At 64.2% G+C, this 25,329-nt stretch carries 16 protein-coding genes and 5 pseudogenes; 19 read left to right on the forward strand and 2 right to left on the reverse strand.

The annotated features are described in order from the left end of the window. The first annotated feature begins 45 nt into the window (after nt 1-45). From QIY50_18280 to QIY50_18300, 5 genes and pseudogenes are all read left to right on the forward strand, one after another. A pseudogene (locus tag QIY50_18280) lies at nt 46-586 on the forward strand (TetR/AcrR family transcriptional regulator). Between the two features lie 15 nt (nt 587-601). Beyond that, nucleotides 602-1,456: an alpha/beta fold hydrolase gene (locus QIY50_18285; protein ID WGV19320.1), complete on the forward strand. Its 855-nt coding sequence runs from the start codon at nt 602-604 to the stop codon at nt 1,454-1,456. 168 nt (nt 1,457-1,624) lie between these two features. Next, nucleotides 1,625-2,061: pseudogene (locus QIY50_18290) on the forward strand (thioesterase family protein). A gap of 51 nt (nt 2,062-2,112) precedes the next feature. Then, nucleotides 2,113-3,084 (forward strand): tRNA-dihydrouridine synthase, encoded by a 972-nt coding sequence (locus QIY50_18295; GenBank protein WGV19321.1) that lies wholly within the window; start codon nt 2,113-2,115, stop codon nt 3,082-3,084. A 221-nt stretch (nt 3,085-3,305) separates the two neighbouring features. Then, the gene (locus QIY50_18300; GenBank protein WGV19322.1) at nt 3,306-3,749 is read left to right on the forward strand and encodes an Hsp20 family protein; all 444 of its coding nucleotides are present in this window, start codon (nt 3,306-3,308) and stop codon (nt 3,747-3,749) included. A gap of 87 nt (nt 3,750-3,836) precedes the next feature. Here QIY50_18300 and QIY50_18305 read toward each other — a convergent pair whose 3' ends face one another. Next, nucleotides 3,837-7,133 (reverse strand): PAS domain S-box protein, encoded by a 3,297-nt coding sequence (locus QIY50_18305; GenBank protein ID WGV19323.1) that lies wholly within the window; start codon nt 7,131-7,133, stop codon nt 3,837-3,839. Nucleotides 7,134-7,195: 62 nt separating this feature from the next. Next, the gene (locus QIY50_18310; GenBank protein WGV19324.1) at nt 7,196-8,074 is read right to left on the reverse strand and encodes a LysR family transcriptional regulator; all 879 of its coding nucleotides are present in this window, start codon (nt 8,072-8,074) and stop codon (nt 7,196-7,198) included. 130 nt (nt 8,075-8,204) lie between these two features. Here QIY50_18310 and leuC point away from each other — a divergent pair, with 130 nt between their 5' ends. The 14 genes and pseudogenes from leuC to purF all read left to right on the forward strand — a co-directional run bounded on the left by leuC (nt 8,205) and on the right by purF (nt 25,317). Continuing rightward, nucleotides 8,205-9,638, forward strand: coding sequence for a 3-isopropylmalate dehydratase large subunit (leuC, locus tag QIY50_18315; protein WGV19325.1), 1,434 nt, complete (start codon nt 8,205-8,207; stop codon nt 9,636-9,638). Continuing rightward, nucleotides 9,635-10,279, forward strand: coding sequence for a 3-isopropylmalate dehydratase small subunit (leuD, locus tag QIY50_18320; protein ID WGV19326.1), 645 nt, complete (start codon nt 9,635-9,637; stop codon nt 10,277-10,279). The genes leuC and leuD overlap by 4 nt, the downstream gene beginning before the upstream one ends. Before the next feature lie 131 nt (nt 10,280-10,410). Then, on the forward strand, nt 10,411-11,175 hold the full coding sequence (locus QIY50_18325; protein ID WGV19327.1) for a methyltransferase domain-containing protein: 765 nt from the start codon (nt 10,411-10,413) through the stop codon (nt 11,173-11,175). A gap of 54 nt (nt 11,176-11,229) precedes the next feature. After that, nucleotides 11,230-12,312, forward strand: a complete 1,083-nt coding sequence (leuB, locus tag QIY50_18330) for a 3-isopropylmalate dehydrogenase (GenBank protein ID WGV19328.1) — start codon at nt 11,230-11,232, stop codon at nt 12,310-12,312. A gap of 63 nt (nt 12,313-12,375) precedes the next feature. Beyond that, nucleotides 12,376-13,488 carry an aspartate-semialdehyde dehydrogenase gene (gene asd / locus QIY50_18335; GenBank protein WGV19329.1) on the forward strand — a complete coding sequence of 371 codons (1,113 nt, stop codon included), beginning with the start codon at nt 12,376-12,378 and terminating at the stop codon, nt 13,486-13,488. A gap of 924 nt (nt 13,489-14,412) precedes the next feature. After that, nucleotides 14,413-15,418: pseudogene (locus QIY50_18340) on the forward strand (aspartate-semialdehyde dehydrogenase). A gap of 71 nt (nt 15,419-15,489) precedes the next feature. Continuing rightward, a pseudogene (locus QIY50_18345) lies at nt 15,490-18,205 on the forward strand (FimV/HubP family polar landmark protein). A 194-nt stretch (nt 18,206-18,399) separates the two neighbouring features. Continuing rightward, nucleotides 18,400-19,260 (forward strand): tRNA pseudouridine(38-40) synthase TruA, encoded by an 861-nt coding sequence (gene truA, locus QIY50_18350; GenBank protein ID WGV19330.1) that lies wholly within the window; start codon nt 18,400-18,402, stop codon nt 19,258-19,260. Between the two features lie 61 nt (nt 19,261-19,321). Then, nucleotides 19,322-19,942: a phosphoribosylanthranilate isomerase gene (locus tag QIY50_18355; protein WGV19331.1), complete on the forward strand. Its 621-nt coding sequence runs from the start codon at nt 19,322-19,324 to the stop codon at nt 19,940-19,942. A gap of 222 nt (nt 19,943-20,164) precedes the next feature. Continuing rightward, nucleotides 20,165-21,058 (forward strand): acetyl-CoA carboxylase, carboxyltransferase subunit beta, encoded by an 894-nt coding sequence (accD, locus tag QIY50_18360; GenBank protein ID WGV19332.1) that lies wholly within the window; start codon nt 20,165-20,167, stop codon nt 21,056-21,058. Next, complete coding sequence (gene folC / locus QIY50_18365; GenBank protein WGV19333.1) at nt 21,058-22,365, forward strand: bifunctional tetrahydrofolate synthase/dihydrofolate synthase; 1,308 nt, start codon at nt 21,058-21,060, stop codon at nt 22,363-22,365. Before accD ends, folC begins: the two co-directional genes overlap by 1 nt. Continuing rightward, nucleotides 22,349-23,012, forward strand: a pseudogene (locus QIY50_18370) (SPOR domain-containing protein). The gene folC and the pseudogene QIY50_18370 overlap by 17 nt, the downstream one beginning before the upstream one ends. A gap of 199 nt (nt 23,013-23,211) precedes the next feature. Then, nucleotides 23,212-23,769, forward strand: a complete 558-nt coding sequence (locus QIY50_18375) for a CvpA family protein (protein ID WGV19334.1) — start codon at nt 23,212-23,214, stop codon at nt 23,767-23,769. A gap of 42 nt (nt 23,770-23,811) precedes the next feature. Further along, complete coding sequence (gene purF, locus QIY50_18380; protein WGV19335.1) at nt 23,812-25,317, forward strand: amidophosphoribosyltransferase; 1,506 nt, start codon at nt 23,812-23,814, stop codon at nt 25,315-25,317. Nucleotides 25,318-25,329: the final 12 nt, after the last annotated feature.

Below are 25,329 nucleotides of genomic sequence, written 5' to 3' on the forward strand. Positions count from 1 at the left end.
GTGAATAATATTTCGAGCATCATATTTTGTTCGGCGAGTGGTCTGATGAGTGACAAGAAGAGCAGAACCCGTGAACGCATTCTCGAAGCGGCGCGAAGTGCGCTGATCCAGCATGGCCCGGCCGAACCTAGCGTCAGCCAGGTCATGGGGGCGGCGGGCCTGACCGTCGGCGGTTTCTATGCCCACTTCGACAGCAAGGACGAGTTGATGCTTGAAGCGTTCCGCCAGTTGCTGGCCGAGCGCCGCGCCTTGCTCTCCCAGGTCGACCCCAGCCTCGATGGCGCCGGGCGGCGGGCGCTGGCCAGTGCCTTCTACCTGTCGCGCAAGCATCGTGATGCCGAAGTGCACGCCTGCCCGCTGCCTAACTCCTTGGCCGAGATGCAGCGCCTGCCGGAGGCCTTCCGCGAGGTGCTGGCCGAACATATCGAGCTGATGGCTGCCGCCATGGTCGGACCGCCCCGAGGACGCCGACAAGGCCTTGGCCGACCTGGCCCTGATGGTTGGCGGACTGGCGCTGGCCCGTGCGCTGGGCACCAGCGAGCTGTCTGATCGGATTCTGCGCGCCGCCAAATCGGCGGTGCTTTAACCCTGGAGCATGGCGATGACTACCCTGAGCTGGATTCGTGGTGTCAATGGCACCCTGGGCCGCCTGGCCCCCGAGCACGTCGCGGGCAAGATGCGCCGTGCCTTCATGACGCCGCGCAACCTGCCGCCACGGGATTGGGAGTTGCCCATGCTGGCCAGCGCCGAGCGCATTACCCTGCGCTTCGGCTTGTCTGCCCTGCGCTGGGGCAAGGGGCCGACCGTGCTGCTGATGCACGGCTGGGAAGGGCGGCCGACCCAGTTTGCCGCGTTGATCGAAACCTTGGTCCAGGCCGGGCACACGGTGGTATCGCTGGAGGGACCGGGGCATGGGCGCTCGCCCGGCGAGCAGGCCAATGTGGTGCTGTTTGCCCGTGCGCTGCTGGAGGCTGCCGCAGAACTGCCGCCGTTGCGCGCGGTGATTGGCCATTCCATGGGCGGTGCCAGTGTCTTGCTGGCCTTGCAGATGGGGCTGCGCACAGAGGCAGCGGTCAGCATTGCAGCCCCGGCGCGACTGTTGGGCGTACTGCGTGGCTTTGCCCATCGTCTGGGGCTGCCAGCGCGGGCGCGTGCGGCGTTCATTCGCCAGGTGGAGCGGGATGTGGGCATGCAGATTGCGCGGCTGGATGTGACGGGTTACCAGCTGGAGTTGCCGGGGTTGGTGGTGCATGCCGCCGATGATGCCTTGGTGGCCGCTGATGAAGCCCAGGTGATCCACAAGGCCTGGTTCGATAGCCGCCTGATGTTGCTGGAGGCGGGTGGCCACCAGCGGGTGCTGTCCGACCCTCGCCTGAGTGAGGCGGTGCTGGAGCTGCTGGCCCGGGCTGGCGCGGTCCCTGTAGGAGCGGCCTTGTGTCGCGATGGGGCGCGGTAGCGGCCCCAGAATCTCAGCCCCGGCACAGATTGCCGGGGCTGCTGCGCAGCCCATCGCGACACAAGGCCGCTCCTACAGGGAGCGTGTAGCCCCGCAGGCAAGTGCAGAAGGGCTGGACTTTCCCCCGTCGGTCGCTGCTAAATCCACTTTTGTGCCAAGGAAGCGAACATGAGTTGGGACCTGGCAACACCCTTTGTGATCGACCTGCGCGTCGGTAGCGAGGACATCGACGGCCTCGGCCACGCCAATAATGCGGCCTACGTCACCTGGCTGGAGCGATGCGCCTGGCGCCACTCCCAGCGCCTGGGCCTGGACCTGGCCGAATATCGCCGGCTGGACCGTGCCATGGCCGTGGTACGCCACGAAATCGACTACCTGGCCGCCGCTTACGAGGATGACGAGCTGCAACTGGCCACCTGGATCATCGACTGGGACCAGCGCCTGCGCATGACCCGGCGCTTCCAGCTAAAGCGCCCGCGCGACGGGGTAACCTTGCTATACGCGCCCAGACCACTTTCGCCTGCATCGAGCTGTCCAGCGGCAAGCCAAGGCGCATGCCGGCGGAATTCCTCGACGGTTATGGCCCGGCGCTGATCGGCGCCTGAAGCACCGCCAATTTTTGTTAGACTGCCGGCTTTTTCCGCCGAGACCCCGACATGCAAATTGCCCTGGCCCCCATGGAGGGGCTGGTCGACAACATCCTGCGCGACGTGCTGACCCGCGTGGGCGGTATCGACTGGTGCGTCACCGAGTTCATCCGCGTGTGCGACCGCCTGCTGCCGCCTTCCTCGTTCGACAAGCTGGCGCCCGAGTTGCGCAATGGCGCGCGGACCGCCGCCGGGGTACCCATGCGTGTGCAGCTGTTGGGCTCGGACCCTGTATGCCTGGCGGAAAACGCCGCGCTGGCCTGTGAGCTGGGGGCGCCGGTGATCGACCTGAACTTCGGTTGCCCGGCCAAGACCGTGAACAAGTCCCGTGGTGGCGCGGTGTTGCTCAAGGAGCCGGAGCTGCTGCACGCCATCGTGCGCGAGGTGCGGCGTGCCGTGCCGACGGATATTCCGGTCACTTCGAAGATGCGCCTGGGCTTCGACAGCCCTGATGACGCGCTGGAGTGTGCCACGGCGCTGGCTGAAGGCGGCTCGGCACACCTGGTGGTGCATGCGCGGACCAAGGTCGAGGGCTACAAGCCGCCGGCCCACTGGGAGTGGGTGGCGCGGGTGCAGGATGTGGTCAAGGTGCCGGTGTTCGCCAATGGCGAGATCTGGACCGTGGACGACTGGCGGCGCTGTCGAGAGGTCAGTGGCGCCGAAGACATCATGCTGGGGCGTGGGCTGGTCTCTCGGCCCGACCTGGGGCTGCAGATTGCCGCGGCGCGTGACGGGCGGGAGTACCAGCCGCTGAGCTGGGCCGATTTGCTGCCGTTGCTGCGTGAATTCTGGCGCCAGGCCCAGGCCAAGCTGTCGCCACGCTATGCACCGGGGCGGATGAAGCAATGGCTGGCGATGCTGACCCGCAGTTATCCCGAAGCGGTTGTGTTGTTTGCCGAATTGCGGCGGGAAGATGATTGCACGCGGATCAGCCGGTTGCTGGGGGTTGAGGTGGCTTCCTTCGAAACTTGTGTTGCCTGAACCGGCCCTTTCGCGGGCACGCCCGCTCCCACAGTGACCACCCTGTGCAGTACCTGTGGGAGCGGGCGTACCCGCGAAGAGGCCATCAAATCCAGTGCAGAAATCCAGATTTTTTCTGCTCCCCCCTTGAAAGCTTTCCCTCAGGCCCTATCTCTTGAGTACGCGATGCCGAAGTCGGGTCGCGTAATGACTTACTTGCTGAATCTCAGGAGTTCATGACCATGACTACCGCTTTCTCTCTCGCACCACTGTTCCGTCATTCCGTTGGTTTCGACCGTTTCAACGACCTGTTCGAGTCGGCGGCACGTAACGAGGCCGGTAGCAGCTACCCGCCCTACAACGTTGAAAAGCATGGCGATGACCACTACCGCATCGTGGTTGCCGCAGCCGGTTTCCAGGAAGACGACCTCGACCTGCAGGTTGAAAAAGGTGTTCTGACCGTGACCGGTGGCAAGCGCGACAATAGCGCTGCTGAAGTGACCTACCTGCATCAGGGTATCGCCCAGCGCGCCTTCAAGCTGTCGTTCCGCCTGGCCGACCATATCGAGGTCAAGGCCGCCGGCCTGGCCAATGGTCTGCTCAGCATCGACCTGCTGCGCATCGTGCCTGAAGAAGCCAAGGCCAAGCGCATTCCGATCAACGGCGACAAACCAGCGCTGAACTGATCGTGTAGATGTGAAGAAGGGCACCCTCGGGGGTGCCCTTTTTTGTGCCCGTCAGTGGCCCTTCAGGGGCTCCTTTGCGGGAGCGCTTCAGTAATTCGCCGGCGCTTCCAGCAACATCTGTCGAAACTCCGGCAACGGCAGCGGCCGGCTGTGCAAGTACCCCTGGTAAAGGTGGCACCCCAGCCGCTCCAGGAACTCCAGTTGTTCGGTCAGCTCGACCCCTTCGGCAATCACCGTCAGGTCCAGGCTGCGGGCCATGGCGACGATGGCGCGGACGATTTCGGCGTCGTTCGGGTCCTCCGGCGCGTCGCGCACGAAGGTCTGGTCAATCTTCAGCGTATCCACCGGCAGGCGCTTGAGGTAGGTCAGCGAGGAGTAGCCGGTGCCGAAGTCATCCATGGCAAAGCTCACCCCGTAGCGCTTCAGTTCGCGCATCTTGCTGATGGTGTCTTCCAGGTTCTGGATGACGATGCCTTCGGTAATCTCCAGCTTCAGCATTTGCCGTGGCAGGCGGTAATCGTCCAGGCTGCGCAGCACCCGCCCGACAAAGTCGTTCTGACGGAACTGCCGCGGGCTGATGTTCACGCACAGGCTGAAATCATCGGCGTCGATCAGCCGGTCGCCAAGCATGCGCGCGCAGGCATCGCAAGCTTCATCGAGGATCCAGCTGCCAACTTCCAGGATCAGCCCGCTTTCTTCCAGTACCTGAATGAATTGTGCGGGCGGCTGCTGGCCCAGTTGTGGGTGATGCCAACGCAGCAGCACCTCGGCGCCGACAATGCGGTTGTCGCGAGCATCCACCTGGGGCTGGAAGTGCAGCGCCAGTTCGCCGCGGGCCAGGGCCAGACGCAGGTCGTTTTCCATGCGCAGGCGCTCGCTGGCGGCCTTTTGCATGGTGGTGTGGAACAGCTGAGTGGTATTGCGCCCGGAATCCTTGGCCCGGTACAGGGCGATATCGGCACGCTTGAGCAGGTCGGCCGGTGTGGCGCCGTGGTCAGGGATCAGCGCCACGCCAATGCTGGGTGTTACCTGCAGGCGCTGGCCGTCCAGAGACATCGGCTCGGCCAGTAGTTCGCGCAGGGTGTCGGCCAGCTCGCGGACTTTTTCTTCGACCATTTCGCGGCTGCCTTCCAGGCCGCTGAGCAATACCACGAATTCGTCGCCACCCAGGCGCGCCACGGTGTCTTCCAGGCGCACACTGGCCTCCAGCCGCGCGGTGATGATTTTCAGCACCGTGTCGCCCACCGGGTGGCCCAGTGAGTCGTTGATGTGCTTGAAGTGGTCGAGGTCGAGGAACAGCAGGGCGCCGCGCAGATTGTGGCGTCTGAGCAGGGCGATCTGCTGGCTCAGGCGATCCATCAGCAGGGCGCGGTTGGGCAGGTTGGTAAGCGGGTCGTGGTAGGCCAGGTGGCGAATCTGTGCCTGGGCGTTCTTCAGCTGGCTGACATCGCGGGCGGTCAGCAGCAGGCAGTCCACCTCGTTGAGGGTGATCGGCTCCACCGACACCTCCACGGTAAGGATATCGCCACGCTTGTTGCGTCCGAGCATCTCGCGGTGGTGCACCCGGCCACGCTCGCGCAATTCGGCCAGCAAGGCGCTACGCTGCTTGTCGTCGGCCCAGATGCCGACCTCATACACCGTGCGGCCGATCACGTCGGCGGCGTTGTAGCCGGTCAGGCGGCAGAAACCATCGTTGATTTCCAGGTAACGACCGCTGTGGCGTTCGGTGATGGTGATGGCGTCGGGACTGGAGTGGAAGGCCTTGGCGAACTTCTCCTCGCTGGACTTGAGCGCCGCTTCGGCGCGCTGCTGCTGGGTGATGTCGCGCAGGGTGGTGACGCTGCAGGGCTGGTCGTCGACAGTGATGAGGCGGCTGGAAATCACGCAGGTCAGTGGTGCGCCATTACGATGGTTGACCACCACGGCGACGTTGCTCAGGGCCTGCTCGCGGATTACCCGCTCGATACGCTGTGCGCGCTCGATGGACTCCGCCCACAGGCCGATTTCCTCGGCGGTGCGGCCGATCACCTGGTCGGTGCCCCAGCCGAAGGTCTGGGTGAACGCGGGGTTGATCTCGATGAACTGGCCAGTGTCCTGGCGGGTGACGCAGATCGGGTCGGGGCTGACCTGGAACAGGCTGGCGAACTTCTCTTCCGAGGCGCTCAGGCGCTGTTCGCGCTCCACCTGGTCGGTGATGTCGAGCAAGGTGCCAGCCATGCGCAGTGGGTTGCCCTGCTCGTCGCGGTACAGCCGGGCGCGGCTTTCGATGTAGCGCGAGATGCCGTTTTCCAGTTGCACCCGGTAGGTGATCTGGTAGTTGCCGGCAGGTCCTTCGCGCAGGCTGCGGTAGGCCTGGCGCATCGAGTTGCGTTCTTGTTCCGGGACCCCTTCGAAAAAAGCGTCGAACGATTCATGAAAGGGGATGGGCGGCAGGCCGTGCAACTGCGCGGCGCGGGCCGAACCGTAGAGCATGCCGCTGGGAATATGCCAGTCCCAGGTACCCAGCTGTGCCGAATCCAGGGCCAGGTCCAGGCGCTCCTGGCTGTCCTTCAGGGCCTGCTCGGCGCGTTTGCGTTCGGTGGTGTCGATAAAGGTGCTGAGGAGGAAGGTCACACCCTCCAGCTCGATTCCCTGGGTGCAGAGGATGCCATCGTGCACCTTGCCGCTGATGGCGCGGAACTGCACTTCCAGGATCAGCGGGCCATTGTTGGTACGGGTCGACTCCAGCAACTGGTGCCGCTGTTCAGGGTTGACCCACAAGCCCAGCTCCAGGCTGGTCTTGCCGATCACCTGGCTGCCGGGCCAGCCGAACATGTCTTCGAAGTGCTGGTTGACCTCGAAGATCATGCCGTCGAGGCGGCGGGTGAGTAAAATGGCGTTGGGGCTGAGGTGAAACAGGGTGGCGAAGCGTTTTTCCGAATTGATCAGCGCCGTTTCCCGTTCGCGCTGACGGGTGATTTCGCGGATCACCCCGATCATCTGCGGGCGGCCATGCATGTCGTGGGTCAGGCTGCCGTTGATTTCCAGCCAGTGCAGGCTGCCATCCGGCCAGCGGATGCGGTGACGCATGGCCTGTTCCACCGGTTCGCCATTGAACACCGCCTGGAACACCTGGCGTGTGCGTGCGCGGTCTTCCTCGGGCAGCAGGTCTAAATAGTCGATATCGGCGGGTAGCGGGCGCTGCGGGTCGAAGCCAAACAGGGCCTGGGTGCCCCGTGACCAGCTGACCCGGCCGCTGTCGATATCCCACAGCCAGGCACCCAGTCGCGCGCCGTTGAGCGCGGCCAGCAGTTGCGGGGCGTTCTGCCAGGCCTGTTCCGACTCCTGAGGGTCGGCCGCAGGTATCCGCGGCAGGCGCAAAAAGCGGTTAGCTGATTTGGGCATCGGTACCAGACCTTTGGCGTATGACGCGTCCTTGGAGGTGGCAATACCGGGCTGACAACCGGTCAGGCGGGCCCCGCGTGGCTGTCGAGCAGGGCCATGAATGCCCTGGCCGCGTTCGATAGCGTACGCTCCGTGTGCAAAATGTAGCCTAGCTGGCGCGACAGCTGTATGCCCGGCAAGGCGATGGGTGCAACCTGTTCGTCGAGCATGGTTCGTGGCAACACGCTCCAGGCCAGGCCGATCGACACCATCATTTTGATGGTTTCCAGGTAGTTGGTGCTCATGGCAATGTTCGGCGTCAGGCCCTGGCTCTCGAACAGGCGCTGGACAATATGGTGGGTGAAGGTGTTGCCGCCGGGGAATACGGCCGGGTGGCGAGCGACATCGGCCAGGCTTACCGCATGGTTGTTGGCCAGTGGGTGTTCAGGGGCGGCGACGAAGTCCAGGGCGTCGTCCCACACGGGCACCGCCTTGACCAGGTGATGCGGCTCGGGGGCCAGGGTAATCACCGCAATCTCGGCGCGGCCATGCAGAATTTCGTCGTAGGCCTGTTCCGAATCCATGAACTGGATATCCAGCGCCACGGCCGGGTACTGACGAGTGAAGGCCCGCAGCAGCGGAGGCAAGCGGTGCAGGCCGATGTGGTGGCTGGTGGCCAGGGTCAGGCGACCACTCACTTCCCCGGTCAGGTTGGTCAGCGCCCGGCGAGTATCATCGAGCACGTTGAGTATCTGGTAGGCCCGCGGCAACAAGGCGCGCCCGGCTTCGGTCAGGGTCACCTCCCGGCCCAGGCGGTCGAACAGGCGCACGTCCAGTTGCTGCTCCAGCCCGGCGATGCGCTTGCTGATGGCTGGCTGGGTCAGGTGCAGGCGCTCGCCGGCGCCAGAGAAGCTGCCGGTTTCGGCGATGGCGATGAATGCACTGAGGTTGGCCAGGTCCATTGCTTGAATTCCTGATGGTTATGCAAAGCATGAAAATTATGAATTTGAGTTATTCAATCTATCGCCATAGCATCGTCCGTACAAGCCAAGGGGTCTTTGGCATAGAAAGACGCTGATGAGGAACAGTCTGATGGCTGGCAAAACGCTCTACGACAAACTCTGGGAAGCCCATGAGGTCAAGCGCCGTGATGACGGCTCGTCCTTGATCTACATCGATCGCCACATCATCCACGAAGTGACGTCGCCCCAGGCCTTCGAAGGCCTGCGCCTGGCCAACCGCAAACCCTGGCGCATCGACGCCAACATCGCCACGCCGGACCACAACGTGCCGACCACGCCAGAGCGCAAGGGCGGTATCGAGGCCATCGTCGACCAGGTGTCGCGCCTGCAGGTGCAGACCCTCGACGAGAACTGTGACGAATATGGCATCGTCGAATTCAAGATGAATGACGAGCGTCAAGGTATCGTCCACGTCATCAGCCCGGAGCAGGGTGCCACCTTGCCTGGCATGACCGTGGTCTGCGGTGACTCGCACACCTCCACCCACGGCGCCTTCGGTGCCTTGGCCCATGGCATCGGCACCTCCGAGGTAGAGCATGTGCTCGCTACCCAGTGCCTGGTCGCCAAGAAGATGAAGAACATGCTGGTACGCGTGGAAGGCCAGTTGCCTGCCGGTGTTACCGCCAAGGACATCGTGCTGGCCGTGATCGGCAAGATCGGTACCGCCGGTGGTAACGGCCACGCCATGGAGTTTGCCGGCAGTGCCATCCGCGAATTGTCGATGGAAGGCCGCATGACCATCTGCAACATGTCCATCGAAGCCGGTGCCCGCGTAGGCCTGGTGGCGGTGGACGACACCACGGTTGCCTATGTCGAAGGCCGCCCGTACGCGCCCAAGGGCGAGCAGTGGAAACAGGCGGTCGCAGCCTGGAAAGGCCTGGTTTCCGACGCTGACGCAGTGTTCGACAGCGTGGTCGAGCTCGATGCTGCGCAAATCAAGCCGCAGGTCAGCTGGGGCACCTCGCCGGAAATGGTCCTGGCCGTCGACCAGCGCGTGCCGGACCCGGCTGCCGAGCCAGACCTGATCAAGCGTGGCTCGATCGAGCGCGCCCTCAAGTACATGGGCCTGGCCGCCAACCAGGCGATCACCGATATCAAGCTTGACCGCGTATTCATCGGTTCGTGCACCAACTCGCGCATCGAAGACCTGCGCGCTGCCGCCGCAATCGCCAAGGGGCGCAAGGTCGCTGCCAACGTCAAGCAGGCACTGGTGGTTCCGGGCTCGGGCCTGGTCAAAGCCCAGGCCGAGCGTGAAGGCCTGGACAAGATCTTCCTCGAAGCCGGTTTCGAATGGCGTGAACCAGGCTGCTCGATGTGCCTGGCGATGAACCCGGACCGCCTGGAGAGCGGCGAGCACTGCGCGTCCACCTCCAACCGCAACTTCGAAGGCCGTCAGGGCGCCGGTGGCCGTACGCACCTGGTCAGCCCGGCCATGGCCGCCGCCGCCGCGGTGACCGGCCACTTCATCGATGTCCGCGAGTTGATCCAAGGGAGCGCAGCATGAAAGCCTTTACCCAGCACACTGGCCTCGTCGCGCCGTTGGACCGTGCCAACGTCGATACCGACCAGATCATCCCCAAGCAGTTTCTGAAGTCGATCAAGCGCACCGGCTTTGGCCCCAACCTGTTCGACGAGTGGCGTTACCTGGACGTGGGCCAGCCTTATCAGGACAACAGCAAGCGCCCGCTGAACAAGGAGTTCGTGCTCAACCACGAACGCTACCAGGGGGCCAGCGTGTTGCTGGCGCGGGAGAACTTCGGTTGCGGCTCCAGCCGTGAGCACGCGCCGTGGGCGCTGGACGAATACGGCTTCCGCAGCGTGATCGCGCCGAGCTTCGCCGACATCTTCTTCAACAACAGCTTCAAGAACGGTTTGCTGCCGATCATCCTCAGTGACGAGGAAGTCGACGAGCTGTTCAGGCAGGTGGAGGCCAACCCGGGTTACCAGCTGACCATCGACTTGCAGGCGCAGGCGGTGACCCGCCCGGATGGCAAGGTACTGCATTTCGAGATCGATGCGTTCCGCAAGCACTGCCTGCTCAACGGCCTGGACGACATCGGCCTGACCCTGCAGGACAGCGACGCGATCAAGGCCTTCGAAGGCAAGCACCGCGCAGCGCAGCCTTGGCTGTTCCGTGATGCCTGATTGTTTGTAGGTGGCAGTACCGGCCTCTTCGCGGGCACGCCCGCTCCCACAGAGAGCAGCGCTGTACCTGTGGGAGCGGGCATGCCCGCGAAAGGCCGGCGCAGGCAGCAAAAAACCAAAAGGAATGAGACATGACCAGCACCCAGCACACCGATGTGGTCCAACGCCAGTTCGGCGAACAGGCCAGCGCCTACCTCAGCAGCGCCGTGCACGCCCAGGGCAGTGAGTTTGCCCTGCTGCAGGCTGAACTGGCAGGGCAGGGCGCTGCCCGCGTGCTGGACCTGGGCTGTGGCGCCGGGCATGTCAGCTTCCATGTCGCCCCGCTGGTCGCCGAAGTGGTCGCCTACGACCTCTCGCAAGCCATGCTCGACGTGGTCGCCAGTGCCGCCGCCGAGCGCGGCCTGGCCAATATCACTACCGAGCGCGGCGCCGCCGAACGCCTGCCGTTCGCCGACGCCTCGTTCGACTTCGTCTTCAGCCGTTATTCGGCCCACCACTGGAGCGACCTGGGCCTGGCCCTGCGCGAAGTGCGTCGGGTGCTCAAGCCGGGTGGCGTGGCGGCGTTCATCGACGTGATGTCGCCGGGCAGCCCGCTGCTCGACACCTACCTGCAAACGGTCGAAGTACTGCGTGACACCAGCCATGTGCGCGATTATTCCGCCGCCGAATGGCAGCGCCAGGTCAGCGAGGCTGGTCTGCACGTGCGCAGCCACACCCGCCAGCCGCTGCGCCTGGAGTTTTCCAGCTGGGTCGAGCGCATGCGCACGCCCGAGCCGATGCGCGTGGCCATCCGCCAATTGCAGCAAGCCATGGGCGAAGAAGTGCGGCAGTATTACCAGATCGAGGCCGATGGTTCGTTCAGCACCGATGTGCTGGTGTTGTGGGCCGAGCGTTAAGAATTTTTCGGTGGGGCCCGCTTGGCCGCACCGCGTGAATGGATAGAGGAAAGCATGAGCAAGCAGATTCTGATTCTCCCAGGTGACGGTATCGGCCCGGAAATCATGGCCGAAGCGGTCAAGGTGCTGGCGCTGGCCAACGACAAGTTCCAGCTCGGCTTCAGCCTGGAGCACGATGTGATCGGTGGCGCCGCCATCGACAAGCACGGCGTGCCGCTGGCCGACGAGACCCTGGAGCGTGCGCGCAAGGCTGATGCCGTGCTGCTGGGCGCCGTGGGCGGGCCGAAGTGGGACAAGATCGAGCGTGACATCCGCCCCGAGCGCGGCCTGCTGAAGATCCGTTCGCAACTGGGCCTGTTCGCCAACCTGCGCCCGGCCATCCTCTACCCGCAACTGGCCGATGCCTCGTCGCTCAAGCCAGAGATCGTTTCCGGCCTGGACATCCTTATCGTCCGCGAGCTGACCGGCGGTATCTACTTCGGTGCCCCGCGCGGCCAGCGCGAGCTGCAAGGTGGCGAGCGTCAGGCCTACGACACCCTGCCATACAGCGAAAGCGAAGTGCGCCGCATTGCCCGTGTCGGCTTTGACATGGCCCGCGTGCGTGGCAAGAAGCTGTGCTCGGTGGACAAGGCCAACGTCCTGGCTTCCAGCCAGCTGTGGCGCGAAGTGGTCGAGGACGTGGCCAAGGATTATCCGGATGTGGAACTGAGCCACATGTACGTCGACAACGCCGCCATGCAGCTGGTACGCGCGCCCAAGCAGTTCGATGTGATGGTGACCGACAACATGTTCGGTGACATTCTGTCGGATGAAGCTTCCATGTTGACCGGTTCCATCGGCATGCTGCCTTCGGCGTCGCTGGATGCCGACAACAAGGGCATGTACGAGCCGTGCCACGGCTCGGCGCCGGACATCGCAGGCCTTGGCATCGCCAACCCGCTGGCGACCATCCTGTCGGTGTCGATGATGCTGCGTTACAGCTTCAACCAGTCGGCTGCCGCCGAGGCGATCGAGAAGGCCGTGAGCCTGGTCCTGGACCAGGGCCTGCGCACCGGCGACATCTTCTCGGAAGGCTGCCGCAAAGTTGGTACGCAGGAAATGGGCGACGCAGTAGTCGCAGCGCTGCGGAATCTGTAATCTCTCTGGCCCGCCACCCAAAATTCCCGGTGGCGGCCCACTTTTAGCAAAGGTGTAGTTGCGATGAAACGTGTAGGTCTGATCGGTTGGCGCGGTATGGTCGGTTCCGTGCTCATGCAGCGGATGCTGGAGGAGCAGGATTTCGACCTCATCGAGCCGGTGTTCTTCACCACCTCCAATGTTGGCGGCCAGAGCCCGAACGTGGGCAAGGATACAGCTCCGCTCAAGGACGCTTATTCGATTGAAGAACTCAAGACCCTCGACGTGATCCTGACCTGCCAGGGCGGCGACTACACCAACGAGGTCTTCCCCAAGCTGCGTGAAGCCGGCTGGCAGGGTTACTGGATCGATGCCGCCTCGTCCTTGCGCATGCAGGATGACGCGGTGATCATCCTCGACCCGGTCAACCGCAAGGTCATCGACCAGCAGCTGGACGCGGGTACCAAGAACTACATCGGCGGCAACTGCACCGTCAGCCTGATGCTGATGGGCCTGGGCGGCCTGTTCGAAGCCGGCCTGGTCGAGTGGATGAGCGCCATGACCTACCAGGCCGCCTCGGGTGCCGGCGCGCAGAACATGCGCGAGCTGATCAAGCAGATGGGCGCTACCCATGCTGCCGTTGCCGATGACCTGGCCAACCCGGCCAGCGCCATTCTCGACATCGACCGCAAGGTTGCCGAGACCATGCGCAGCGAAGCGTTCCCGACCGAGAACTTCGGCGTGCCGCTGGCTGGCAGCCTGATCCCGTGGATCGACAAGGAGCTGCCGAACGGTCAGAGCCGTGAAGAGTGGAAAGCCCAGGCCGAGACCAACAAGATCCTCGGCCGCTTCAAGAGCCCGATCCCGGTCGACGGCATCTGCGTGCGCATCGGCGCCATGCGTTGCCACAGCCAGGCGCTGACCATCAAGCTGAACAAGGACGTGCCGCTGGCCGACATCGAAGGCATGATCAGCCAGCACAACCCTTGGGTGAAGCTGGTGCCTAACCAGCGTGAAATCAGCATGCAGGAGCTGAGCCCGACCAAGGTTACCGGTACCCTGAACATCCCGGTTGGCCGCCTGCGCAAGCTGAACATGGGTTCGCAGTACCTGGGCGCGTTCACCGTCGGTGACCAATTGCTGTGGGGCGCGGCCGAACCGCTGCGCCGCATGCTGCGGATTCTGCTGGAGCGTTGATCGTTCCGGTCTGACCGAAAACCCGCGCTGGCGACAGCGCGGGTTTTTTACATCCGATCCATCCCGGCCGGCCCGACCAGGCTCTTCTCTGCTTTTGCTTTTGCTTTTGCTTTTGCTTTTGCTTTTGCTTCTAGGCGCGCGATAGTTCAGGCGCCGCCGATTGCGACTTCAGGAGGCCGAGCGAAGGGACTGCGGAGGGAGGTGACGGGCATGGATGCCCGTCAAGCGCTGAGGCCCCATGGATGGGGCCTGCAGCGCGTACTCCCGGGAGCAGGCCCGTAGCGAGGGAACCCCGGAGCGAAGCGCAGGGGCCGGATGATGGGAGCGGACGGTTTTTGGTTCCTTTTTGCCACGACAAAAAGGGACCCGCCGTAAGGGCGGAAAGGTGAGTCAGCGCCACCTTTGAAAATGAATGTTGACCTTGTTGTTGATGCCCACGCTTGAAAGCGAAGAGCGAAGAGCGAAGAGCGAAGAGCGAAGAGCGAAGAGCGAAGAGCGGAAAAGTACTGGTCTTGATATCGCGCATTGTCCATTTACGATGGCGACGCATACTCACCTTTTCGCCCTTACGGCGAGTCACTTTTTGCCAAACGCGGCAAAAAGTAACCAAAAAACGCTGCGCTCCCATCATCCGGCCCCTACGCTGCGCTCCGGGGTTCCCTCGCGCCGGTCTTGCTCCCGGGAGTACGCGCTGCAGGCCCCATCCATGGGGCCTCAGCGCTTGACGGGCATCCATGCCCGTCACCTCCCTCCGCAAGACCTCTGCTCGGCCTCCTGAAGTCGCGAAGATCAAGATCAAGATCAAGATCAAGATCAAGATCAAGATCAAGAGCAGCGCAGCTCCAGGTTTGGGCCGGCACAGACAAAACTCTACAATCCGAGTAAAGTGCCGCCCCCGCCGTTTTCAGCAAAAGGATCCCTTCCATGACACACCCTTTGGACATCGCCGTCGTCGGCGCCACCGGCAGCGTCGGTGAAGCCCTGGTGCAGATTCTCGAAGAACTGGATTTCCCGGTCGCCACCCTGCACCTGCTGGCCAGCATGGAATCGGCGGGCAGCAGCGTGATGTTCGCCGGAAAGAAGCTGAAAGTGCGCGAAGTGGATAGCTTCGACTTCGCCCAGGTCAAACTGGCCTTCTTCGCTGCGGGCGCTGCAGTCAGCCGCAGCTTTGCCGGCAAGGCGCTGCAGGCGGGCTGCACGGTCATCGACCTGTCCGCCGGCCTGGACGACGCCCTGGCCCTGGTGCCCGAAGCCAACGCCGAACGCCTGGCTGGCCTGGCATTGCCCGCCCGCATCGTCAGCCCGTGCTCGGCTGCGGTTGCCTTGGCCGTTGCCCTGGCACCGCTCAAGGGCCTGCTGGATATCGAGCGGGTGCAGGTAATGGCCGCGCTGGCGGTATCCGCGCAAGGCCGTGAAGCGGTCAACGAACTGGCCCGGCAAACCGCCGAGCTGCTCAATGCCCAGACCGCTGGAGCCGCGCTTCTTCGACCGCCAGGTCGCATTCAACCTGTTGGCCCAGGTCGGCGCTGCCGATGAGCACGGCCACACGGCGCTGGAGCGCCGCCTGGTCAGTGAGCTGCGGGTACTGCTGGGCCTGCCTGAGCTGAAGATTTCCGTTAGCTGCGTTCAAGTCCCGGTGTTTTTCGGCGATAGCTTCAGTGTGGCGGTGCAGAGCCGTCGTCCGGTGGACCTGGACGCGGTCAGCCAGGCCCTCGAGGCGGCCGACAGCGTCGAGCTGGTGGCGCGCGATGATTATCCGACCCCGGTTGGCGACGCAGTGGGCCAGGACGTGGTCTATGTTGGTCGTGTACGGCACGGTGTTGATGACGACCAGCAGCTCAACCTCTGGCTGACCACCGACAACGTGCGCAAAGGCGCCGCGCTCAATGCCGTGCAAGTGGCGCAATTGTTGATTAAACACATGCCGTAAAAGATACTGGCGAGCAATTTTGTCCTGCTCTGCATGCAGGTTTCAGGACGCTTCATACAAGGGAAGAGGTCATGCTTCGAATTCGCAAACTGGTTCTGGCCATGGCTGCAGCATCGGCGCTGTCGTCGGGCATGGCGAATGCCCTGGGCCTGGGGGAGCTGACGCTCAAGTCGGCACAGAATCAGCCGCTGGACGCCGAGATCGAGCTGCTCGACGTGCGCGACCTCACCGCTGCCGAAGTGGCGCCGAGTCTGGCGCCGCCGGAAGAGTTCAGCAAGGCCGGGGTGGCGCTGCCGACTTACCTCGAAGACCTCACCTTCACACCGGTGATCAACCCCAACGGCAAGAGCGTGCTGCGGGTTACCTCCAGCCAGCCGCTGCCGGGGCCGGTGGTAAAGTTCCTGGTCCAGGTGATGTGGCCGCAGGGCCGCCTGCTGCGTGACTACAGTGTGCTGCTCGACCAGGCCAAGGCCCAGGGTGACAAGCCGGCGCCAGGTAATGTCGCTCCAGCGGTAACCGGTGCTGGCAGCTACTACCACCCAGCGCCGCGACACCTTGTGGCAGATCGCCGCGCGCAACACCCAGGGGGGCTCGATCCAGCAGACCATGATCGCGATCCAGGCGCTGAACCCGGACGCCTTCATCGGCAACAACATCAACCAGCTGAAGGTGGGCCAGGTGCTGCGCCTGCCCGACCAGCAGCAGATCCAGAACATCCCGCAGGGCGAGGCGACCGCCGAGGTGGCCGAGCAGTATGCCGCCTGGCGTGAAGGCCGCCGCCTGGGGCCGCGTGCACGGCAGCTGGACGCCACCCGTCGCGGTGCCGCCGAGGCAGCGCCGGCGCGTATCGCCCAGGGCGACAACCTGCGCCTGGTCAGCCCGGGCAACCAGGCCGGTGCCAACCAGGCCAAGGCCCTCAACGACAAGCTGGCGGTGGCCCAGGAAAGCCTGGACACCAGCCGTCGCGACAACGAAGAACTCAAGAGCCGCATGGCCGACCTGCAGAGCCAGCTGGACAAGCTGCAGCGTCTGATCGAGCTGAAGAACAACCAGCTGGCCCGGCTTGAAGCCCAAGGCGCGGCCGCCCCGGCGCAACCGGTGGTCAAGCCTGCGCCTGCTGCCGTCGATACCGCACCCAAACCGATGCCAGCCGCCAAGGCTGCACCTGCCGGCAGCGTGGTCGACGACATCATGGGCAACCCCCTGCTGCTTGGGCTGATCGCCGGTAGTGCCTTCCTCGTGCTGCTGCTTCTGCTGTTGCTGCTGGCGCGCAAGCGCAAGGCGCAGCAGGAGGCTGAAAAGCACCTGCGCATGGCGCGGGCGCTCGAAGAAGAGCAGGGCGCGGGCTTCGACAGCGATAGCGCGAGCCTTGATGGCGTCGAGGTTTCGGCCCCGAGCGTGACCCTGTCTCCGGCCGTGGTCGCCGCTTCGGCTGCCGCCGCAGCCGCTGCTGAGAAACCGGCGGCACCCACCGTCGAAGCACAGCCTGAACCGCAAGCCGACCCCTACGCTGCACTGCTTGAAGAGGTCGGGCAATGCGTGGCCGAAGGCCGCCTGAACCGCGCTACCGATTTGCTGGAGCCTGCCGTGGCCGCCGCGCCGCAGCGTGACGACCTGCGCCTTGAACTGATGGATATATACGCCCGCCAGGGTGACCAGAGCGCGTTCGTCGAGCAGGAGCGCAAGCTGCCGGCCAGCGAGCAGAACAGTGCTGCGGTTGCCGGGCTGAAAGAGCGCTACCCGGCCATGCTCGGGCTGGCCGCTGCCGGCTTGGGCGCGGCGGCCCTGGCTGCCGAGATGGATGAGCAGTACGTGCAGGAACTGCTGCTGGATAAGTCCGAAACGCCAGTGGTTGCCGATGTGGCGCCCGAGGAAGTGCTGGCGTCCGAGCCCGAGGTGGCAGTTGACCCGCAAGCCGTCGCGCAAGCGGAGCCTGCGCCAGAGCGCGAGCCCGAAGGTGAGTTGGACGCTGAGCTGGATGCCTTCGACGAAGTGCCGACCCTCGATGCGTCGGGCCTGGACGAGCAGGGCCTGGACAGTGCCTTCGACCTGAGCCTGGGCGACGACCTGGCCGAGGAAGACCCGCTGGCAGCGCCGCTGCTGGACGAGCCGGTGACGCCACAGCCTGCATTTGAAGAGCCGGTACTGGATGAGCCCGTGCTGGAAGCTGCTCAGCCAGAAGAACAGCCGTTTGCCCTGGATGCCGAGCTGCAGGCCGACGCCGACGCCGATTTCGAAGCCATGCTGGCCCAGGCCGAACCACAGCCCGCTGTTGACCTGTCCGATTTCGATCTCGATATCAACGAACCGGTTGCCCCGGCCGCCCCGGCTACGGTCGACGAAACCCCGGTGGATGTCGCAGCCGAGCTGGCTGCCTTCGACAGCGAGCCGGCATTCGACCCGCTTTCCGAGTTCGACCTGCCATCCGATTTCGACCTGTCGTTGTCGCTGGAAGACGATTCGCCGGCGGCCAAGAGCTTTGCTTCGGAGCTGAGCGACGTCAACGCCGAACTGGACAAGCTGTCGCAGAGCCTCGAAACGCCTTCGCTGGAGCCGCACTTTACCAGCGAAGACGCAGCTGCCCAGCCCGAGCCTCAGCCACTGGACGACCTGGACTTCGACTTCTTCTCCGGCAGCGACGAGGTGGCCACCAAGCTTGACCTGGCCCGCGCCTATATCGACATGGGCGACAACCAGGGCGCGCGCGACATTCTTGATGAAGTGGTCAAGGATGGCGACGACAGCCAGCGCCAGGAAGCCGAGGACATGCTTTCCCGGTTGGTCTGAGGTTGCCTGCGCAGGCCTCTTCGCGGGCGCGCCCGCTCCCACAGTTTTCCCACAGGTTCAGGCCTTGTGAGTAACTTGTGGGAGCGGGCATGCCCGCGAAGAGGCCCTCAAGCGCGATACACATTCAGCGGCAGCCCTACACGGCTGCCGTTGTCGTTATAATCCCCGCCATTCCGTACACCCCCACAGGTTTCATGCTCTTGGACATCATCGACACCGCCGCCGCCGAGTCCGCGGCCGAAGGCTACTCCCGCATCGCTCTGGGCGTGGAATACAAAGGTGCGCGCTACCGTGGCTGGCAGCGCCAGGCCAGTGGTGTGCCCAGTGTCCAGCAGGCCCTGGAGCAGGCGCTGTCCAAGGTGGCCAACGAGCCGATCTCGGTCATTTGCGCCGGGCGCACCGACGCCGGCGTGCATGGCTGCGGGCAGATCGTGCACTTCGACACCCGCGCCGTGCGCGACGAGCGCGCCTGGACCATGGGCACCAACTTCAACCTGCCCCATGACATCAGCGTGGTCTGGTCGCGGCCGATGCCGGCCCACTTTCATGCCCGCTTCAAGGCCTGCGCGCGGCGTTACCGCTACGTCATCTACAACGACCCTATCCGCCCGGCGCACCTGGCCGAGGAGGTCACCTGGAACCACCGCCCGCTGGATGTCGAGCGCATGGCCGAAGCCGCGCAGTACCTGCTTGGCACCCATGACTTCAGTGCCTTCCGCGCCAGCCAGTGCCAGGCCAAGTCGCCGATCAAGCACATCTACCACCTGCGCGTTACCCGCCATGGCCAGATGATCGTGCTGGACGTGCGCGCCACGGCGTTCCTGCACCACATGGTGCGCAATATTGCCGGTGTGCTGATGACCATTGGCGCCGGAGAGCGCCCGGTCAACTGGGCACGCGAAGTGCTCGAGGGCCGCAACCGCCGCGAAGGCGGGGTCACGGCGCACCCGTACGGGCTTTACCTGGTGCAGGTGGAATACCCCGAAGAGTATGCGCTGCCCAAGCGTTACATCGGCCCACACTTTTTGACCGGCTACGAGGCATTGGCAGACTGACGGGCGAAAAGTCATTTGCTAACATCCGGCCTTTCACCGTAACAAGCAGGGTTCGCTGTCCATGAGCAATGTTCGCAGCAAGATCTGCGGGATTACCCGCACCGAAGACGCACTGGCCGCTGCCGAAGCGGGGGCCGATGCCATCGGCTTCGTCTTCTATGCCAAGAGCCCGCGCGCCGTGGATGTGCGCCAGGCGCGGGCGATCATTGCCGAGCTGCCGCCGTTCGTGACCACGGTAGGGTTGTTCGTCAATGCTTCGCGCTGCGAGCTGAACGAGATCCTCGAAGTGGTTCCGCTGGACCTGCTACAGTTCCACGGCGACGAAACCCCGCAGGACTGCGAAGGCTACCACCGCCCCTGGATCAAGGCCCTGCGCGTACGCCCGGGCGACGATCTGGAGGCGGCCTGCCAGCTTTACGCCGGTGCCCGCGGCATTCTGCTGGATACCTATGTGCCGGGCGTACCCGGAGGCACCGGTGAAGCCTTCGACTGGTCGCTGGTGCCGGCGCGCCTGAGCAAGCCGATAATCCTGGCGGGCGGGCTGTCTGCCGACAATGTCGGTCAGGCCATCGCCCAGGTGCAGCCGTATGCGGTGGATGTCAGTGGCGGCGTGGAGCAAGCCAAGGGCATCAAGGACGCGACGAAGATCGAGGCCTTCATGCGTGCGGTGAAACAGGCGTGATGGCAGATGTGACGGCTGGCTGCGCGCCATCGTCCATAGCTTTCGCAGCCCTTCAGGGCAGCCGCCTGTGCCTGTGGCGGCAACACAACACATTAACGGTGGGGTGGCGCGCGGGAAGTACCTGCGGCCGGTCCACCATCGTTTCATGAAAGTTATTGAGCTCAAGGGCAGGGCAGGGCCGGCGACACCGGACCCCGCCTGCCAATACTGGAGAAAGAAAGCATGAGCAACTGGTTAGTCGACAAACTGATCCCTTCGATCATGCGTTCCGAGGTGAAGAAGAGCTCGGTGCCTGAAGGCCTGTGGCACAAGTGCCCGGCCTGTGAGGCCGTGCTGTATCGTCCGGAGCTGGAAAAGACCCTGGATGTCTGCCCCAAGTGCAACCACCACATGCGCATCGGCGCACGTGCGCGCATCGATATCTTCCTCGACGCCGATGGCCGTGCCGAACTGGGCGCCGACCTGGAGCCGGTCGACCGCCTGAAATTCCGTGATGGCAAGAAGTACAAGGACCGCCTGACTGCCGCGCAGAAGCAGACCGGCGAGAAGGACGCCCTGATCTCCATGAGCGGCACCTTGATGGGCATGCCGATCGTGGTCAGCGCCTTCGAGTTCTCCTTCATGGGCGGCTCCATGGGCGCCATCGTCGGCGAGCGCTTCGTGCGCGCGGCCAACTACGCTCTGGAGCACCGCTGCCCGATGGTGTGCTTCTCCGCTTCGGGCGGTGCGCGCATGCAGGAAGCGCTGATCTCGCTGATGCAGATGGCCAAGACCTCGGCCGTGCTGGCACGCCTGCGTGAAGAAGGTATCCCGTTCATCTCGGTACTGACCGATCCGGTGTACGGTGGTGTTTCCGCCAGCCTGGCGATGCTCGGTGACGTGATCGTCGGCGAGCCGAAGGCACTGATCGGCTTCGCCGGCCCGCGCGTGATCGAGCAGACCGTGCGCGAGAAACTGCCGGAAGGCTTCCAGCGCAGCGAGTTCCTGCTGGAACACGGCGCCATCGACCTGATCATCTCCCGTGGCGAACTGCGCCCGCGTCTGGCCCGCCTGCTGGCGCAGATGACCGGTCAGGACACCCCGGAGCAAGCGCGTGAGGCGGCTGCCGTCGCGTGATGAAACAACGATCCCTGGGCGAATGGCTCGCCTACCTCGAGCAGTTGCACCCCTCGGCCATCGATATGGGCCTGGAGCGGTCGCAGAAGGTGCTTGCCCGGTTGGCGCTGGGCAAGCTGGCGCCACGCGTGGTGACGGTGACCGGCACCAACGGCAAGGGCTCGACCTGCGCGTTCGTGGCCTCGCTGCTGCGTGCCCAGGGGCTCAAGGTGGGCGTATACAGCTCGCCGCACCTGTTGCGTTACAACGAGCGGGTGCTCATCGATGGCCAAGAGGCCAGCGATGAGCGCCTGTGCGAAGCCTTCGCCGCCGTCGAGGCGGCACGGGGCGAAATTTCCCTGACCTACTTCGAGATGGGCACCCTGGCCGCGTTCTGGTTGTTCTACCAGTCGCAACTGGATGCCGTGGTCCTGGAAGTGGGCCTTGGTGGCCGCCTGGACACCGTGAACGTGGTGGATGCCGACCTGGCCCTGGTGACCAGCATCGGCGTCGATCATGTCGATTACCTGGGTGATACCCGCGAGCTGGTAGCCTTCGAGAAGGCCGGCATCTTCCGGCAGGGCAAGCCGGCGCTGTGCGGTGACCTCGATCCGCCGCAGCCGTTGCTGGACAAGGCTGCCGAACTGGCCGCGCCACTGTTTCTGCGCGGGCGTGACTTCGACCTGGCCAGCGCCGATGGCAGCTGGAGCTGGCGTGGTACTGCAGCGGATGGCGCGCAGGTAGAGTTGCGCGACCTGCCGTTGCTCGACCTGCCCATGGAAAACGCCACGCTGGCCTTGCAGGCCTACCTGCTGATGGGCTTGCCCTGGGACGCCGGGCAGATTCGCCAGGCGCTGTTGGCTACCCGCATCACTGGCCGCCTCGATCGACGCCTGCTGAGCTGGCAAGGCAAGCCGGTGGAACTGTTGCTGGATGTCGGGCACAACCCGCATGCCGCCGAGTACCTGGCCCGTCGCCTGGCTGCCCGGCCGCTCAAGGGGCGCCGCCTGGCGGTGTTCGGCCTGCTCGCCGACAAGGACCTGGACGGCGTTGTCGCGCCGCTGCAGGGCCTGGTCGACGACTGGGCGGTGGCGCCACTGGATACCCCGCGCAGCCGCCCGGCTGCGGAACTGGTCGCGGCCTTGACGAACGTCGGCGCCGCGGTGAAGTCTTATGCCAGCGTCGGCGCCGCCCTTGAAGGGCAGTGCGCGCAGGCGACGGCGGATGACCAGGTCTTGCTGTTCGGTTCGTTTTTCTGTGTTGCCCAGGCACTGGAATGGCTGGAGCGGCACGCCCAGGAGGGTGGAGTAGATGGCAGTGCTGGATAAAGGGATGAAACAGCGCATGGTGGGTGCGTTGGTGCTGGTGGCGCTGGCGGTTATCTTCCTGCCGATGCTGTTCAGCCGCGAGGACGAGATGCGCCAGGTGCATGTCGAGGCCCCCCAGGCACCGGCCATGCCAAGCCTGCCGGAAGTGAAGGTGGAGCCGGTCGCCGTGCCGGAGCCGCAGGTCATTCCCGAAGAGCCGCAACAGGCACCGGTGGTGGTGGACGAGTCCACTGCGCCGGCGAGCGCGCCCAGCCAGCCGATTACACCGTCGCCGCAGACCCAGCCTCAGGTACAAGTGCAGGCACAGGTGCAGCCCCAGCCTGCCAAGCCGCAGGCACCCGTGGCCAAGGTCGAGCCTCAGCCGGCAGCCAAGCCGCCTGCGCCGTCGAAGGTCGACGTCAATGGCCTGCCGGTCAGTTGGTCCATCCAGCTGGCCAGCCTGTCCAACCGTGCCGGGGCCGAAAAACTGCAACAAACCTTGCGTAGCCAGGGTTACAACGCCTATATCCGCTCGGCCAGTGGCATGAACCGGGTATACGTGGGGCCGCTGATCGAGCGCGCCGAGGCCGAGCGTGTGCGTGACGCGAATCAACCGCCAGAACAGCCTCAAGGGCTTCGTGGTGCGCTTCCAGCCTGAACGTAGCTGAGTCTGGCAGGGGCGGCTTTGCCGCCCATTCGCGGGTGAACCCGCTCCCACAGGGAGCGCGCAATGGCAGGGTTTGCACATCACCTGTGGCAGCGGGTTTACCCGCGAATGATCCAGCGCCAATCCACCTGACATTCCGCTTACCCAACCCCCCGCCGCTCTGGTAAAATGCGCCGCCTCAAACGTCTGCAGGCAGCACCGTGGCATTTACCTTGGTTGATTGGGCGATCATCGCGATCATCGCCGTCTCCACACTGATCAGTCTCAAGCGCGGCTTCGTCAAGGAAGCCTTGTCCTTGCTCATCTGGATCATTGCCGGTGCGGTTGCCTGGATGTTCGGCGGTTCGCTCTCGGTGTATCTTGAAAGCTACATCCAGACGCCGTCGATGCGCGTCATCGCCGGCTGCGCCATTCTTTTCGTCGCCACCTTGCTGGTGGGGGCCATGCTCAACTTCCTTATCGGCGAGCTGATCCGCGTGACCGGGCTGTCCGGCACCGATCGTTTCCTGGGCATGGCCTTCGGCGCTGCCCGTGGCGCCTTGCTGGTGGTAGTGGCCATCGGGCTGATCAGCCTGGGGCCGGTTCAACAGGACACCTGGTGGCAGGAATCACGCCTGATACCACAATTTCTCTTGGTCGCCGACTGGTCGAAAAACCTGATCCTGGGTTTTACCGGCCAGTGGACGCCCAGTGGGCTGATCGGCACTCCGGCTGATCTTCCGTTCAAGGAACAGTTGCTCGGGCCGGCAAAGCCCTGAGCGCTATTCACTCAAGTTTCGTCAAAGTAGGGGTTGCGTCGCATGTGTGGCATCGTCGGTATCGTCGGTAAGTCGAACGTCAATCAGGCGCTGTATGACGCGCTTACGGTCCTCCAGCACCGCGGCCAGGACGCTGCCGGTATCGTGACCAGCCATGACGGCCGGTTGTTCCTGCGCAAGGATAATGGCCTGGTGCGCGATGTGTTCCAGCAGCGCCACATGCAGCGCCTGGTCGGCAGCATCGGCATTGGCCACGTGCGCTACCCGACTGCGGGCAGCTCGACCTCGGCCGAGGCGCAGCCGTTCTACGTCAACTCGCCGTACGGCATCACCCTGGCACACAACGGCAACCTGACCAACGTCGAGCAGCTGGCCAAGGAAATCTACGAATCCGACCTGCGCCACGTCAACACCAACTCCGATTCGGAAGTGCTGCTGAACGTGTTCGCGCACGAGCTGGCGGTGCGTGGCAAGCTGCAGCCGACCGAAGAAGACGTGTTCGCCGCGGTTTCCCACGTGCACAGCCGTTGCGTCGGTGGTTACGCCGTGGTGGCGATGATCACCGGCTACGGCATCGTCGGCTTCCGTGACCCCAACGGCATCCGCCCGGTGGTGTTCGGCCAGCGTCATACCGACGAAGGCGTGGAATACATGATCGCCTCGGAAAGCGTGGCGCTGGACGTGCTCGGCTTCACCTTGATCCGCGACCTGGCGCCGGGCGAAGCGGTGTACATCACCGAGGAAGGTCAGCTGTACACCAAGCAGTGCGCCGAAGCACCGAAGCTGCAACCGTGCATCTTCGAACATGTCTACCTGGCCCGTCCGGACTCGATCATGGATGGTGTCTCGGTGTACAAGGCCCGTCTGCGCATGGGTGAAAAACTGGCCGACAAGATCATGCGCGAGCGCCCTGAGCACGACATCGACGTGGTCATCCCGATCCCGGACACCAGCCGCACTGCGGCCCTGGAACTGGCCAACCGCCTGGGCGTGAAGTTCCGCGAAGGTTTCGTCAAGAACCGCTACATCGGCCGTACCTTCATCATGCCCGGCCAGGCCGCGCGCAAGAAATCGGTACGCCAGAAGCTCAACGCCATCGAGCTGGAGTTCCGCGGCAAGAACGTGATGCTGGTGGACGACTCGATCGTGCGTGGCACCACCTGCAAGCAGATCATCCAGATGGCCCGCGAAGCTGGCGCCAAGAACGTCTACTTCTGCTCCGCAGCCCCTGCGGTACGCTACCCCAACGTCTACGGCATCGACATGCCGAGTGTTCACGAACTGATCGCCCACAACCGTACCACCGAACAAGTGGCCGAGTTGATTGGCGCCGACTGGCTGGTCTACCAGGACCTGCCGGACCTGATCGACTCGGTCGGTGGCGGCAAGATCAAGATCGACCACTTCGATTGCGCGGTATTCAACGGTGAGTACGTCACCGGCGATATCGACGAAGCCTACCTCGACCGCATCGAGCAGGCGCGTAACGACCTGGCCAAGGTCAAGAACCAGGCGGTCAGCGCGATCATCGACCTCTACAACAACTGATTTCGGGAGCGA

Origin of the sequence: Pseudomonas putida (genome assembly GCA_029953615.1) — a bacterium.
Classification (GTDB): Bacteria; Pseudomonadota; Gammaproteobacteria; order Pseudomonadales; family Pseudomonadaceae; genus Aquipseudomonas.

Coding starts and splice junctions, on each gene's coding strand:
- QIY50_18285 (WGV19320.1), top strand. CDS start 602: ATGACTACCCTGAGCTGGATTCGTGGTGTCAATGGCACCCTGGGCCGC.
- QIY50_18295 (WGV19321.1), top strand. CDS start 2,113: ATGCAAATTGCCCTGGCCCCCATGGAGGGGCTGGTCGACAACATCCTG.
- QIY50_18300 (WGV19322.1), top strand. CDS start 3,306: ATGACTACCGCTTTCTCTCTCGCACCACTGTTCCGTCATTCCGTTGGT.
- QIY50_18305 (WGV19323.1), bottom strand. CDS start 7,133: ATGCCCAAATCAGCTAACCGCTTTTTGCGCCTGCCGCGGATACCTGCG.
- QIY50_18310 (WGV19324.1), bottom strand. CDS start 8,074: ATGGACCTGGCCAACCTCAGTGCATTCATCGCCATCGCCGAAACCGGC.
- leuC (WGV19325.1), top strand. CDS start 8,205: ATGGCTGGCAAAACGCTCTACGACAAACTCTGGGAAGCCCATGAGGTC.
- leuD (WGV19326.1), top strand. CDS start 9,635: ATGAAAGCCTTTACCCAGCACACTGGCCTCGTCGCGCCGTTGGACCGT.
- QIY50_18325 (WGV19327.1), top strand. CDS start 10,411: ATGACCAGCACCCAGCACACCGATGTGGTCCAACGCCAGTTCGGCGAA.
- leuB (WGV19328.1), top strand. CDS start 11,230: ATGAGCAAGCAGATTCTGATTCTCCCAGGTGACGGTATCGGCCCGGAA.
- asd (WGV19329.1), top strand. CDS start 12,376: ATGAAACGTGTAGGTCTGATCGGTTGGCGCGGTATGGTCGGTTCCGTG.
- truA (WGV19330.1), top strand. CDS start 18,400: ATGCTCTTGGACATCATCGACACCGCCGCCGCCGAGTCCGCGGCCGAA.
- QIY50_18355 (WGV19331.1), top strand. CDS start 19,322: ATGAGCAATGTTCGCAGCAAGATCTGCGGGATTACCCGCACCGAAGAC.
- accD (WGV19332.1), top strand. CDS start 20,165: ATGAGCAACTGGTTAGTCGACAAACTGATCCCTTCGATCATGCGTTCC.
- folC (WGV19333.1), top strand. CDS start 21,058: ATGAAACAACGATCCCTGGGCGAATGGCTCGCCTACCTCGAGCAGTTG.
- purF (WGV19335.1), top strand. CDS start 23,812: ATGTGTGGCATCGTCGGTATCGTCGGTAAGTCGAACGTCAATCAGGCG.